12 protein-coding genes are annotated in these 12,760 nt (G+C 62.5%); 7 read left to right on the top strand and 5 right to left on the bottom strand.

The window, feature by feature from the left end:
* Positions 1-11 precede the first annotated feature (11 nt).
* A complete protein-coding gene (locus AC1XDK_RS05240; RefSeq protein WP_483348715.1) occupies positions 12-512 on the bottom strand; it encodes a hypothetical protein in 501 nt (166 codons plus the stop codon).
* A 242-nt stretch (positions 513-754) separates the two neighbouring features.
* Here AC1XDK_RS05240 and AC1XDK_RS05235 point away from each other — a divergent pair, with 242 nt between their 5' ends.
* Positions 755-1,603, top strand: coding sequence for a ribose-phosphate diphosphokinase (locus AC1XDK_RS05235; protein WP_483348714.1), 849 nt, complete (start codon positions 755-757; stop codon positions 1,601-1,603).
* A gap of 89 nt (positions 1,604-1,692) precedes the next feature.
* Complete coding sequence (locus tag AC1XDK_RS05230) at positions 1,693-2,454, top strand: HpcH/HpaI aldolase family protein (protein ID WP_483348712.1); 762 nt, start codon at positions 1,693-1,695, stop codon at positions 2,452-2,454.
* 314 nt (positions 2,455-2,768) lie between these two features.
* Here AC1XDK_RS05230 and ileS read toward each other — a convergent pair whose 3' ends face one another.
* Positions 2,769-5,987: an isoleucine--tRNA ligase gene (ileS, locus tag AC1XDK_RS05225; RefSeq protein WP_483348711.1), complete on the bottom strand. Its 3,219-nt coding sequence runs from the start codon at positions 5,985-5,987 to the stop codon at positions 2,769-2,771.
* A gap of 160 nt (positions 5,988-6,147) precedes the next feature.
* Between ileS and AC1XDK_RS05220 the strand changes: the two genes are divergently transcribed.
* The 3 genes from AC1XDK_RS05220 (at position 6,148) to AC1XDK_RS05210 (ending at position 7,860) form a co-directional block, all read left to right on the top strand.
* Positions 6,148-6,555, top strand: coding sequence for a DUF7534 family protein (locus tag AC1XDK_RS05220; RefSeq protein ID WP_483348710.1), 408 nt, complete (start codon positions 6,148-6,150; stop codon positions 6,553-6,555).
* Complete coding sequence (locus AC1XDK_RS05215; RefSeq protein WP_483348709.1) at positions 6,552-6,929, top strand: hypothetical protein; 378 nt, start codon at positions 6,552-6,554, stop codon at positions 6,927-6,929. Before AC1XDK_RS05220 ends, AC1XDK_RS05215 begins: the two co-directional genes overlap by 4 nt.
* Positions 6,930-7,071: 142 nt before the next feature.
* Entirely contained in the window at positions 7,072-7,860 is a 789-nt protein-coding gene (locus AC1XDK_RS05210; protein WP_483348708.1) for a hypothetical protein, read from the top strand.
* Between the two features lie 32 nt (positions 7,861-7,892).
* Here the strand turns inward: AC1XDK_RS05210 and prf1 are convergent, their stop codons facing one another.
* The 3 genes from prf1 to AC1XDK_RS05195 form a co-directional block, all read right to left on the bottom strand.
* Positions 7,893-9,134, bottom strand: coding sequence for a peptide chain release factor aRF-1 (gene prf1 / locus AC1XDK_RS05205; RefSeq protein WP_483348707.1), 1,242 nt, complete (start codon positions 9,132-9,134; stop codon positions 7,893-7,895).
* Between the two features lie 83 nt (positions 9,135-9,217).
* Positions 9,218-9,790, bottom strand: coding sequence for a cysteine hydrolase family protein (locus tag AC1XDK_RS05200; RefSeq protein ID WP_483348706.1), 573 nt, complete (start codon positions 9,788-9,790; stop codon positions 9,218-9,220).
* Positions 9,787-10,581, bottom strand: a complete 795-nt coding sequence (locus AC1XDK_RS05195) for a YqcI/YcgG family protein (protein WP_483348704.1) — start codon at positions 10,579-10,581, stop codon at positions 9,787-9,789. The genes AC1XDK_RS05200 and AC1XDK_RS05195 overlap by 4 nt, the downstream gene beginning before the upstream one ends.
* Before the next feature lie 242 nt (positions 10,582-10,823).
* Here AC1XDK_RS05195 and AC1XDK_RS05190 point away from each other — a divergent pair, with 242 nt between their 5' ends.
* Entirely contained in the window at positions 10,824-12,452 is a 1,629-nt protein-coding gene (locus tag AC1XDK_RS05190) for a MinD/ParA family ATP-binding protein (RefSeq protein WP_483348703.1), read from the top strand.
* Between the two features lie 95 nt (positions 12,453-12,547).
* Entirely contained in the window at positions 12,548-12,730 is a 183-nt protein-coding gene (locus AC1XDK_RS05185; RefSeq protein WP_483348921.1) for a hypothetical protein, read from the top strand.
* Positions 12,731-12,760 lie beyond the last annotated feature (30 nt).

Genomic DNA, 12,760 nt, shown 5'->3' with positions numbered 1-12,760 from the left:
TCGTCCATCGGTCAGTTACTTCCCGCGTCGAGTTCGTACAGCCCTCGATACCGTCGTCGAACGAGGCCGAGACGGGTGAGTTCACGGAGTCGACTTTTCGCGCACTCTTGGGTCACGTCGAGTTCCCGGGCGAGATACGCGGGTATCGCCCTCCCCTCGACGAGGAGGTTCAAAATCCCGCGCTCGGTGGGTCTGAACTGGTCGTCCTCGAACGGCACGTCGGCGAGAATCGTCTCCGTGTCTCTGTATCGCCCTTTCCGTTCACCACTCGCTTGCTCCTCCACCCGTAGTTCGTAGAGTCCCCGATACGGTTTCACGACGAGGCCGTCCGTCCGAAACCTGTCGAGAATGGTGCGGGACGTATCCGCCTCGATGGCAAGTTCGTCCCCGACGTACGCCGGCGTACATCGACCTTCGCCGAGGAGGTTCAAGACTCCCTTCTCGGCGGGTGTCAACTCGTTTTCGTCGACCGGAAGCGACCTCTCGACATTCAACCGGGTCACCGAAACCATTGTATGATAATACTCGTGTCCGAATATAAAATATTATTCTCCAGTATGGTATTTTCAATCACTATGTCTGCCTATTTATAGCAGGTCTCTACCACGTGCTCGACAGTCGACTCCATATTCGCCGCCGAAAGCTCGGGTTCGTTACCGAAACCGACCGGCCAACCTGGGGCAGGTACGTGCTGACGGGGCACACGTCGAGACGAGTGAAAACCGGTTTAACCCGGCATATCCAGTGTCCTCGTATGATACTCAGTGGGTCCGCCTCCCAGTCTCTGGCGGCCACTCTCGCCGACGAATCGGACCACCGCCTCGGGTTCGTGGAGTACGAATCGTTCCCGGACGGCGAACTGCTTGCGACCGCACCGGAGTTCGACGGGGGCCGTGCCGTCATCGTGGCTTCGACCGTTTCCGGCGACGCACATATCGAACTCCTTCAGCTACAGGACGCGGCCCGCGAGTGGGGCGCGGAGGAAGTCGTCACCGTCCTCCCCTACATGGGCTACGGCCGACAGGACAAGGCGTTCGACCACGGACACCCCATCTCCGCCCGAGCGGTCGCCCGCGCCATCAGCACCGGAACCGACCGCGTACTCACCGTCAATCCGCACGAGGAGGCTATCTGTGACTTCTTCGACGTTCCCGCCGAATCCATCGACGCCGCGGGCCACCTCGCGGAACCCCTCCCGGATGACCTGACCGACCCCGTCTTCCTCTCCCCGGACGACGGCGCGCTCGACATCGCGGAAACCGTGCGGGATACCTACGGCGACGGCGTCATCGACTACTTCGAGAAGAAACGCGTCTCCGGCACCGAGGTCGAAATCACGCCCAGCGACACGGACGTCACGGGCCGCGACGTGGTCGTCACCGACGACATCATCGCCACCGGTTCGACCATGAGCGAGGCCGTTTCCCTCCTCCAACGGCGTGACGTGGGCCGCGTTTACGTCACCTGCATCCACCCGATGCTCGCACAGAACGCTCGAACCAAACTCGCACAGGCGGGCGTCGAGGCGGTGTTCGGCACCGACACCATCGAACGAGCGGTGAGTCAGGTATCCGTCGCACCCTCGATTGCGGACGCGTTGTAAGGACGACCGTTTCTAATCGCGTTCTCGAACCACAACTCCATTCTCGAATCACGGCCTCGTTTTATTACGCGCCCGGCGAAGATACGCGTATGTCAATCGTGAACCGTTCGATGCGAAAACTCGACCGGGGAGACGCAGTCGTCGGTGCGTGGATTCTATCGGGAAGCACGCGAGCGGCGGAGGTACTCGCGCGAACGTCGGTCGATTGGGTCGCCATCGACACCGAACACGCACCCCACTCGCCCGAGCGCGTCGAAGCGCTCGTCCGGGCGGTCGAACCACACGCCACGCCGCTCGTACGGCTTCCGTCCGTCGAAACCGCCGTTTCGGGCGGCGCGAAACACGCCCTCGACTCCGGTGCCAAAGGCGTCATCGTCCCCGGCGTCGAGACCACCGAGGACGCGGATTCCGTCGTCCGAGCGACCCACTTTCCACCAGTCGGAGAGCGCGGCGTCGCTGGCACCACGCGGGCGAACACCTACGGCGAGAGCTTCGACGACTACGTGACGGCGGCGAACCACGAAACGCTCGTCACCGTTCAAATCGAGTCGCCGTCCGCCGTCGAACGGGTCGAAGAGATACTCGGGGTCGACGGCATCGACGTCGCGTTCATCGGCGAGAACGACTTGTCCGCGGCCTACGGCCATCCGGGCGAGAAGGACCATCCCGACGTGACGGCGGCAGTCGAGCGAGTGTTCGAGGCGGCGCGAGCCAACGACGTGTATCCGGGGATTGCGGGACGGACACCGGAAATCAAATCCGAGCGGACCGAACGCGGATTCCGGTTTTTCCTCCTCGGAGCCGATTTGAGCTTCATGCGCAACGGCGTCGAGGACTTCCTGACCGACTAAAAGAGGACCCCCGCGTTCTACACCAGCTTTTACTGCACTCGCTCACTGTCGTTCGCTCGCTGGTAAAAGCTGGACCAAAAGCACGTCGTCACCCCCGTCCGTCGTGCCTTCGGCACTCCGTTGGGGGGCCCCGCTCACTCGGTTCACGTCTTTCGCCGTCGTCTCGCGGCGTCGCCGTCTTCTCGCGGGGTTCGCCCGCTCGAACGGTCCGCGAAACGTCGTTTCGCGCTACTCGACTGTCCGCGGAACTCCGTTCCGCGCTATTCGCACGTTTCGAGGCGCTCCGCGCCTCGAAACGTTCACGGTTCGGTGGTCTACGCTTCCGCTTCCGCCAACGGTGAGATGGCGATTTCCATCTCCACGCCTTCGACGTCCCACGTCTTGCGGTAGCCGTCCTCGACCGTTCCGACGCTCTCCGCGCGGACCTCCTCCTTCACGAGGTCCATGTGGCGGTCGACCAATTCGGCGACGCGTTCGTCGCGCACGTCGAGTTCGAGGTGGATGTTCTCCTCGATGTCGAGGTCCTCCTCCTTTCGCATCTCCTGCACGCGGCGGATGACCTCGCGGGCGTAGCCCTCGCTCTCGATGTCCTCGGTGAGTGCGGTATCGACGTAGACGACGCCGAGTTCAGCCCCCTCCACGTCGAACGTCGCGCCGGACACGTCGTCGGGCGTCTTCGTGACGAACTCGACCATCTCGTCGTCCAGTTCCACGTCCTCGCCGAGCGCGTCCGAAACCGCCGCTTCGAGCGCGGACAGGTCCGGTTCCGTGACGCGCGCCTCGTTGAGCGCGTTCATCACTTCGCCCGCGTCCCCGCCGAATGCGGGACCGAGGACGCTCATGTCCGCTTCCGCGCTGTAGGCGAGTTCGCCCCAGCCTTCGTCGGGCGAGACCAGTTCGACCTCGTAGGCGTTCAGGCGGTCCGCCAGCAGGTCGCTGTGGTTCTCGACGGCGTGGACGACCGACTCGTCCCGCGCGTCCACGACGATTCGTGAAACGGGCCAGCGGAGTTTCCGCTCGGCCTGTTGGCGGGCGTTCGCGCCAGCCTCCTCGACGGCGCGGAGGACGGCCACGTCCTCCTCCAACTGCTCGTCCTGCCAGAACTCGTCGACCTCGGGCCAGTCGAGCATGTGGACGCTCTCCTCGCCGCTCTCTCCCGTGAGATTCTGGTAGATGTCCTCGCTCACGAACGGCGCGAACGGCGCGAGGAGTGCGACCAGTTCCTTCAGGACGTGGTGGAACGTCGCGTAGGCGGCCCGCTTGCTCTCGCTGTCGCCCTCGTCCCACATGCGCTCGCGGACGACCTGAATGTAGAACCGGGAGACGTCCTCGACGACGAAGTCGAGGAGCGTGCCGAGCGCCTTGTCCTGTCGGAAGTCGTCCCAGTCTTCGGTCATCTCCGTTGTCACTGTCTGTAGCCGCGATAGGAGCCACTCGTCCACGAGTTCGGTTTCGGCGTCCTTCACGTCGACCGTGTCCGGGTCGAAGTCGTCCAGTCGCATGTACGGCAGCGGGAACCGGAACACGTTCCAAAGGATGTTCAGGCTCCGTTGCATGTTTTGCATCTCGTCCCACGAGAAGCGCATGTCCTCGCCCTGCGGGTTCTGCGAGAGCAGGAACAGGCGCATCGGGTCCGCCCCGTGGCGCTCGATAGCTTCCTCGGGTGCGACGATGTTTCCGATGGACTTGGACATCTTGCGCCCATCTTCGGCGAGCGCCCATCCGTGCATCAGCACTTCGTCGTACGGCACCTCGTCCAGTGCGGCGGTGCCCATGCCGAGTTGCGACCAGAACCAACCGCGGGTCTGGTCGTGAGCCTCCATGATGAGGTCGGCGGGCCACAGTTCCTCGAAGTCCTCCTGGTTGCTCGGGTAGTCGAGAGTTCCCCACGAGGCGACGGAGGAATCGAGCCACACGTCGAACACGTCCGGGACGCGGGTGTAGGTCGTGCCGTCCTTCGTGACGGTCAGGTCGTCCACGGTCGGACGGTGCAGGTCCACGTCTCCGGGGTCCACGTCTTGGTCCACCGCCTCAGCGAGTTCCTCGCGCGAACCGACGACGACCACGTCGTCCATCTCACCCGACCAATCTTCGGGAGTCCAGATGGGTATCGGCACGCCCCAGTAGCGCTGGCGCGAGACGTTCCAGTCCGGCGAGTTCTCCACGAAGTTGTAGAACCGCTCGTCGCGGGCCTCCTGTGGGTGCCACTCGCTGTCCTCGATGTTGTCGAGGAGTTCCTCCTTGATGTCCGTCACCGTGATGAACCACTGGTCGGTGACTATCTGCAGGACGCCGGTGTCACACCGCCAACAGTGTCCGTAACTGTGGTGGACGGTGCCGGACGCGAGCAGGTGGCCGCCCGCCTCCAAGTCGGCCATGATATCTTCGTCGGCGTCCTTGACGAACTGCCCCTCGTACGTGCCCGCCTCCGGGCCATACGTGCCGTCGCCGCCGACGGGACAGAAGATGTCGAGGCCGAGTTCCTGCCCTCGATTGAAGTCCTCTTCACCGTGTCCGGGCGCGGAATGGACGAGTCCGGTACCGTCACCCTCGACGTCGACGTAGTCGGCCTCGTACACCTGCAGCGTTCCTTCTCCGCTCGGGTGGTTCGGTACCTCGTCGTCGAGCGGGTGTTCGTACTCCCACCCGAGCATCTCCTCGCCGGTCAGTTCCGCGACGACTTCGTAGTCGTCGTAACGACCTTCCTTCAGAACTTCCTCGACCTTCGGCTTGCCGACGTAGAGCGTCTCGCTCTCGCCGCTCTTGGTCGCCCGCACTTCGGCGTAGGTCCCGTCCGCATCGACTGCGACGAACGTGTTCGCCGGAACCGTCCACGGCGTCGTCGTCCACGCGACGAGATATCGGTCGCGCGAGGACTCGCTTCGCTCGTCCTCGTGCAGCGGAAATTTCACGTAGATAGACGGGTCGTCGACGTCCTCGTACTCGACTTCGTTGTTGGCGATGGCCGTCTCACACCGAGGGCACTGGCTGATGGAGCGCATGCCCTGTTCCACGAGTCCGCGTTCGTGGGCACGCTGGAATCCCCACCACGCCGCCTCCATGTACTCGGGGCTGAGGGTCTTGTACGGGTTGTCCCAGTCCATCCAGACGCCGAAGGACTTGAAGTCCTCGTCCATCGCGTCGAGTTGGTCGTTGGCGAACTCCTTGCACTCCTCGATGAAGTTCTCCATCCCGAACTCCTCGATGTCCTTCTTGTTCTCGAAGCCCAGTCGCTCCTCGACTTTCGTCTCGATGGGCAGGCCGTGCATGTCGTAGCCCGGCCGGTCGGTCACGTCGTAACCCTGCATTCGCTTGTAGCGGATGTAGGCGTCCTTCAGCGACTTGTTCCACGTCGTGCCCATGTGCGCCGCGCCGGAGGTGTACGGCGGACCATCCACGAAGAAGAACCGCTCTGCGCCCTCTCGCGCCTGCTTCGTCTTCTCGTAGGCGTTCACGTCGTCCCAGTAGTCGAACACCCGGTCTTCCACCGAGTGCGGTTCGTACTGGTCGTCTACTTCGGCGAACCTGCTCATGTGCGATGTGAGTCTCTCCGTCAATAAAGTGAGTTCGGTTGTGCAGTCGAATCAGTACGACCCGTCCGGTGGAGGTTCCAGAACAAGTACAATACAGTGGCGCGCTCGCCATCGTGAATTGCGACAGAAAATACTTGTACTCCACCCCGAATCTACCGGCATGTTACTCTTTCCGTTTGTTTCCCTCACTCTCATCCCTAACCTGCTCGTAGCCGTCGTGGGAATCGTGTCGTTCTCGTATTGGATACGACTGGACTCTACCGCCCGTGGTAGTTCCTCTCCCCTCCTTTGGGCAATTTTGGGACCGATATTTTGGCCTGCCGCCCTCTACTACCTCCTCGTCGTTCGCCCGTCGAACGAGCGACGATATCCGCCGACGCGGTGGCAGGGTCTCGCGGGAATGTTCGCCGTCACCAGTTTCGGTGCGAACGTTCTCGTGTCGATACTCGCACCGCCCGACCCGTTCACGCAAATCCTCTACACGCCCGTCTGCTTCGTGGTTCTGCTTCTGCTCACGTATCTCCTCGTCTACCGACGCCGATACGGACGGCTTCCGGAGGTGACATGAAGCGACAAATTCGCTGGCTGATTTCGACCCTCCTGCTCTCAATCGTGTTCACCGTCGCGTTCTACGGAATCGCTATTCCACCCGTCACGAAAAACGGCGTCCTCGCGCTCTGTGTCCTCGCCGCCGGAACCTCTGCGTACTTCGTCACGTACCGCTGGCGTCTCTCCCTCCGGCGGGTCGCCACGTTCGTCGTGATGGTTGCACTTCTCTCGTTCCCCGTGGGTCTCCTCCTGATTTTGGGTGGCGTCGAATTCGCGTTCGGCCCGTCGCTCGGGAGTATCGGATTCCACCTGCTCTGGGGTGTTCTCATCCTGCTCATCGCCTCTGCCGTCTCGTATCTCGAACTTCGGGCACGCCGTGCGACCGCGGAATGAGAATCAGCATCCGGTAATCGGACCTTACCCGTCCCAACCGTTCGCTACTAGCGACTGCGTTTATCCCTGTGCGTGTCGGAATCCGTACTCCCGAAACACCCCGTCCTTCCGAGACGGCTTGCCGTCCAACAGGTGATACACCATGTCAACCGACTTCGACGACCTTTCGAATCAGTTGGGACAGTCCATCGAGGAGTTCGACGACGAGAACTCCCGAACGAAACTCATGACGCGGATACAGCGGGCGCTGGCGCGATTCGAAGACGCCTTCGAATCGGCAGACACGTTCGAGGAAGTGTCGGAGGAAGCCGACTCCCTCTGGACCCTCCTCGACGAAGCGGCGGACGTGTTCGACGGCTTCGACGCCGACGCGTTCCTGAAGACCGTCGACGTCGGGCAGTTACCCAACGCGGTCGAACTCGAAAACGTCCCGGACGCAGTCGAGAGCGGGAACCCGCGGGACGCGCTCGACACGAAGGAACTCGTGAGGGCCATCAACTTCCGCGAGTTCTGGAGTTCCGAGGAGATGCAGGACCTATGGAAGGAGGGAACGGAATTGTCGGACGCGATTGGCTCCCTTTCAGGCGACGACTCGGACGACTCCGACGAGGGCGATTCGGGCCTGGGCGATATGACCGGCGACACGGCCGAAATGGCCTCGAAAGCGACGGAGGGAAAACTCCAGTCCGAACTGGGGGAGAACGCCGAGCAGTTCCGAGAGCAAATCGACGACGCCCGCGACCGATTGAAGGACCAAATCGCCCAAAGCGAGTTGGGGTCCGGTGGCGAGCGGGGAGACGACAGTACCGGCGGCGGGCCGGGAGGTCGCCCGGACATGAAGGTCACGTTCTCGTACTCCACGATGCCGGACGACCGGCCCGACATCGCGTTCAATCCCCACTATTCGACGATGCCGAAACGGGACAAATAGGTCGAAAAGACAGCAGAAACGGAATCGACGGTTTACACGCCGGTCGAGTAGCGGAGAATGCCAGCGACGCCGCCGAACGCGTTCATCAGTTGTTCACCTTTCTCGAAGTCGGTGCTGATGAACTTCGTCTCGGTCCCGCGCTGTTCGGCGATGTTCATGAGGAACTCGATGGCGTCCTCGCGCTCGGTCATCTCGGCCTCGGTTCCGTCCTCGCAGGTGTGGCTCGGGTCCCCCTTCCGTTGGTCGATGAACTCGTACTCCTCCTGGTCGCCGCACTCGAAGACGGCGACGTCCTTACGGAGGTCCTCGGAGAGGAGCAGGCGGTCCACTGACCCCATGATGAGGTTTCGGCGCGTGGGTTCGAACCCGTAGGTCGCGAGGTCGCCCTCGTGGAGTTCGCGGAAAAACTCGTCCATCTCCCGCTTGTCCTTCATCACTTCCGCGTCGGCGAGCGTCTCCTCGGCGGCGTTGACGAGGTCGTACAGGCCGGACTCGTCGGTGTAGGCGATGTCGAACTTGCCGAGTACCTTTCCGTCGAGTTCGTGGTGGAGGTAGCCGCCGTCGAGGAACTCGTCTTTCGTCGGCGACGGACCGCCGACGAGGACGCCGTCTATCTCGTGGCGTTTCGGGACGAACAGGTCGTCGGCCATTCCCGCGACCTCCTGATAGAAGTTGTCGATGGCTTCGAGGCGCAGTCGGTGGAAACGCTGGGCGGACTGGCCACCTTTGCGCTGTTTGCCGGGAACGAGCGACGAGGCGGATTTGACCGGCTCGATTCGCTTGCCCTTCAGCCACCCGACGGTCGCCTCGCGTCGGTCGAGGACGACGAGACCGTACAGTCCCTTGTCGCCGAGCATCTCCTCCAACGGTTCCGTCAAAAACTGGGAGTCACAGTGATAGCGGAACGACTCGACCGGGTCCGGCGGGCTTTCGAGCACCTTCGTGACCATGTCGGTCTGGCCGCCGCCGGCGTCGATGGCTCCGCTGAAGATGACGATTCCCCGGTCCGGCGGGAAGGTGTCGTAGTAGCGCAGTCTGTCCTTGATGGACGTGAGCGCGTCCTGCACGTTGGTTCGCGTCTGTTTTGACTTGATGTTGCTCGCTTCGCTATGCTCTTGAGTGACGTGTGCAACCACGTCGCTGATCTGCTTGTCCTCCGGGATGTAGATGGTGACGAGTTGGGTCCCCGAGCCTTCGTACTCCTTCAAGTCCTCGATGACCTTCTGGAACTCGTACTTTTTCCTGTCGGACTGTTCTCCGTCCTGCTGGCTCATTACTCCCTTCTAGCCGCTCCAACTGGTAAGTAACCTTTGACCTCGATTGCGGGGTGTTAGCGCGGTGTTCGGGTTGTAAAAACTCACTCCACCGCCGACAGCAGTTCGTCAGTTCCGACGACCGTCGCGAACTCGCCGTCGAGGTGTGCGAGCGCGACGCGGTGGTTGGTCTCGGCCGAGATTTCCGTCCCGTCGGGTGCCACCCGGTCGAACGTCGCCGTCGCGTCCGAGACGAGGAACGGCCGGAAGCCGAGGTTCTCCGCCATCCGCGTCGTGGTCGAAACGCAGTGGTCCGTGGTCAACCCGACGACGACGACGGTGTCGTACCCGCCGTCGCGGAGCCACGCTTCCAGTTCCGTCCCGATGAAGCCGCTGTTGACGCGCTTTTCGAAGACCGTCTCGTCGTCGGTCGGTTCCATCTCGGGAACGAACGCGAAGCCGTCCGAATCGCCGCGGAGCGGCGAGTTCTCCTCCGTCGAATCGTGCCGGACGTGAACGACGGGTCGCTCCGCCTCCCGCCACGCGTGAAGGAGTTCTCCCGCTCGTTCCTCGGCGTCGGGGTTGTTGCGCTCTCCCCACACCGGGTTGGAAAAGCCTCGCTGGAAGTCGATGGCGAGCAGTACGGCGTCGGTCGAAAGGTCGAGTTCGGGCGTCATGCGTCGATGAGAATCCCGCTCTTCGGGTGTTCGCGGGTGGTCCGAATCGGGCACTCGTCGGGCGCTTGCTCCCCGTCCTGTGAAAACAGGTACTGGGGCCACTCGTGGTCGCCTTCGACGCCCCAGTCGCCGAGTTGCGCGTGCGGGCACACGCCGTCGTAGCTCTCCATCCGCTCCTGAATGATTTTCCTCGCCCGCTTTCCGCGCTCCGTGTCCGCGGTCACGCCCTCGAAGATGGACCGAGGTTGGAACGTGATTTCGAGGCCGACGGGACAGTAGCGGCTTTTCCTGTCCTCGTAGAACGGCGCACGGCAGGTGGGAAACATCGGTTCGCCGTTGAAACAGAACTCCCACTCGTTGTCGTCCGGGTCGGTCGGAATTCCCTCGGGCCACGGTTCCGGGTCGTGGACGTGGAGGAACTGCAGGACGTGCCACATCGACTCGTGATACTCCGCTTCCGTGAACGTCTCTTCCGACGGTCGGAAGAACACGGTCAGCGGCGCGCGTTCGCTGTGGTCCTCGTACACCTCGTGATATTCGACGACGGTTTCGCCGAGCGAGAGGAGCGCGTCCTTGTCGGTCATCGACGGACAGAACGTGTATAGCGCGTCGCCCTCCCGTTCGGTTTCGATGCCGAAGTAACACGGGAACGGTGTCCCGTTTCGTTCCCCGAGCAGGCCGTCCCGAAAGCTCTCGTAGTGGTCGACGCCCCATTCCGGAACCCTCCCCGAGTCCACGCGACGTCGGATGGTGGCTTGGTCCATCAGCACGTCGATACCCGGTTCGTTCATACCGGCCCTTCGGAGCGAGTCGTAGTATGACTTTTGAACCGGCGACTGTCCGTCCGATTCGAGTGATGATTTGGTGATATGAATATCCGTCAGAACTGGTTCGAGTACGCTCCGTGAAAACTCCCGTTGGCGGTCCACTCCGCTTCGACGGGACGAACGTGCCCTGTCGGCTGTCTTATAATTTGTACCATCTAACGGACTAGGTTTATATACGTGCTGTTGTTCGGTTTGACACAACGACCATGACAGGGACAGTGTTCGCGGTTGCAAGCGGCAAGGGAGGTGTGGGGAAGACGACGACCGCAATCAACCTCGGGGCGATGCTCGCGGCGGCGGACCACGGGGTTATCGTCGTGGATACGGACCTCGGGATGGCGAACGTCGGCGGCTACCTCGACTTCGAGATGGACGGTGCGACGCTCCACGAAGTGCTCTCGGACGATGCGAGCGTCGACGAAGCGATTTACCACGCGCCGGGCGACATCGACGTGCTGCCGAGCAGCACCGATATCTACACGTTCGCACAATCACAGACGGCCCAACTGCAGCGCGTCGTCGCCGAACTCAGGGAGGAGTACGAGTACGTCCTGCTCGACACGGGTGCCGGCATCAGCTACGACACCATCCTCCCGCTCTCGCTCGCGGACGACGTTCTCCTCGTCACCACGCCAGACGTGGCTTCCGTACGGGACACCGCCAAAACCGCGGAACTCTCGTCCCGCGTCGAGGGAACCGTTCGTGGTGCCGTTCTCACCCAGCGCGGAAACGACATCCTCAACGCGGACAACGTGGAGGGAACGCTCGACACGGACGTCCTCACCGTCGTCCCGGACGACGAAACCGTCCCGCTGGGAATCGACGCCGGTCGGCCGTTAGCCGCCTTTTCGCCGAACAGTCCCGCGGCGACGGCCTACCGCGAACTCTCGAACATCCTCACCGGCGAGACCGACACCCCCGAACTCTCGGGCGAACCCAGCACGTCGGCGTCGAACGTCCCGTCGCTTGCCGACGCCGAATTCGAACTCGGAACCCCCGAGGAGGCCCTCGGTTCCGGTTCGTCCTCGGAGCCGGAACCCGCGGAGCACACGAACGTCGAACCCGACCCGACGACGTCCCATTCGGCGACGTCCGCCTCGGACGCGGAAACCGAACCCCTCCCGTTCGATTCCACACCCGACTCCGAGTCCGCGCCGGAAGTCGAACCGGAATCGGAACCAGAACCGAAGTCGGAAACGAAACCGGAGTCCGAAACCGAATCGCCCGAAACCCCGCCGTCCAGAACCGAGCCCGCCGAATCAGGTCCCGAATCGACATCTTCCCCCGAAGACGAAACTTCCGACTCGGCCTCCGACCCGGTTCACGAACTCATCGACCGGAGAGTCATCAAAACCGGCGACGATGCGGACGATTCCGAGCCGTCCGTGGAACCGGCACCGCTGGAAACGGAGGTGTCTTCCGAAGATGACACTGACTCCCCCGACGGCCCGCCGCTCGGACCAGATATCCCGACAGATGACGCAGACGTCCCCGAACCGACCGCGGACACGGCCACTCCTCCCGACGAATCCGTAACTGAACGAGACGATGCAGACGAGTTCGACACCGTCCTCTCCGACCACGCCGACCCGTCTGCGGAATCGACGTCCGGGGAAACCGCGGACTCCTTCGCTGACCTGCCGGACGAAATCGTCGAAGCCGAACCGGACGACGCGACCGACACCGATGGGGTGGAGGCCGTTCCGTTTCAGGACGGGCCTGTCCGCCCAGATATCGATTCCGACGGAAACGGCGGCGAAGATGACGACGGAGAACATGACGACGGCGAAGAAAAGAACGGACTCTTCGGTCGAATCGGCTCCCTGTTCCGGTAGTCGTTTTCCTCCCTCCAATCGTCGGTCCCTGCAATCCCGAGTCACTGCGTAACGTGGCGAATAATCAAGTAGCTCGCGGTGGTTTTTTGGAGGAAATGGCGAACGATGATTCGGTTCCGTTCTGGTGGATAGTGCTGTTCCTCCTCGTCGCGCTCGGACTGGCCTACGCCGGGATTCTGTACGTCGGCGGAAGCCTTTCGGGGACGACGGGATTCATTCACGTCGATTCGTGGTTGGCCACCCTTCCGGCGGTCCAACCCCGTCACCTGACTCCGTAACCGAGTACGATATCGTTCGCCGATGGTTCT

The sequence above is a fragment of the Haladaptatus sp. HS23 genome, from assembly GCF_056892285.1.
Note: the sequence above shows the minus strand (reverse complement) of the source record. Positions and strands in the feature narration are given on the sequence as shown.

Bases quoted from the DNA above. Each gene is read 5' to 3' on its own strand.
- AC1XDK_RS05215 (WP_483348709.1), top strand. From the start codon at position 6,552: ATGAAGCGACAAATTCGCTGGCTGATTTCGACCCTCCTGCTCTCAATC.
- AC1XDK_RS05230 (WP_483348712.1), top strand. From the start codon at position 1,693: ATGTCAATCGTGAACCGTTCGATGCGAAAACTCGACCGGGGAGACGCA.
- AC1XDK_RS05190 (WP_483348703.1), top strand. From the start codon at position 10,824: ATGACAGGGACAGTGTTCGCGGTTGCAAGCGGCAAGGGAGGTGTGGGG.
- AC1XDK_RS05240 (WP_483348715.1), bottom strand. From the start codon at position 512: ATGGTTTCGGTGACCCGGTTGAATGTCGAGAGGTCGCTTCCGGTCGAC.
- AC1XDK_RS05210 (WP_483348708.1), top strand. From the start codon at position 7,072: ATGTCAACCGACTTCGACGACCTTTCGAATCAGTTGGGACAGTCCATC.
- AC1XDK_RS05195 (WP_483348704.1), bottom strand. From the start codon at position 10,581: ATGAACGAACCGGGTATCGACGTGCTGATGGACCAAGCCACCATCCGA.
- AC1XDK_RS05200 (WP_483348706.1), bottom strand. From the start codon at position 9,790: ATGACGCCCGAACTCGACCTTTCGACCGACGCCGTACTGCTCGCCATC.
- AC1XDK_RS05220 (WP_483348710.1), top strand. From the start codon at position 6,148: ATGTTACTCTTTCCGTTTGTTTCCCTCACTCTCATCCCTAACCTGCTC.
- AC1XDK_RS05185 (WP_483348921.1), top strand. From the start codon at position 12,548: ATGGCGAACGATGATTCGGTTCCGTTCTGGTGGATAGTGCTGTTCCTC.
- prf1 (WP_483348707.1), bottom strand. From the start codon at position 9,134: ATGAGCCAGCAGGACGGAGAACAGTCCGACAGGAAAAAGTACGAGTTC.
- AC1XDK_RS05235 (WP_483348714.1), top strand. From the start codon at position 755: ATGATACTCAGTGGGTCCGCCTCCCAGTCTCTGGCGGCCACTCTCGCC.
- ileS (WP_483348711.1), bottom strand. From the start codon at position 5,987: ATGAGCAGGTTCGCCGAAGTAGACGACCAGTACGAACCGCACTCGGTG.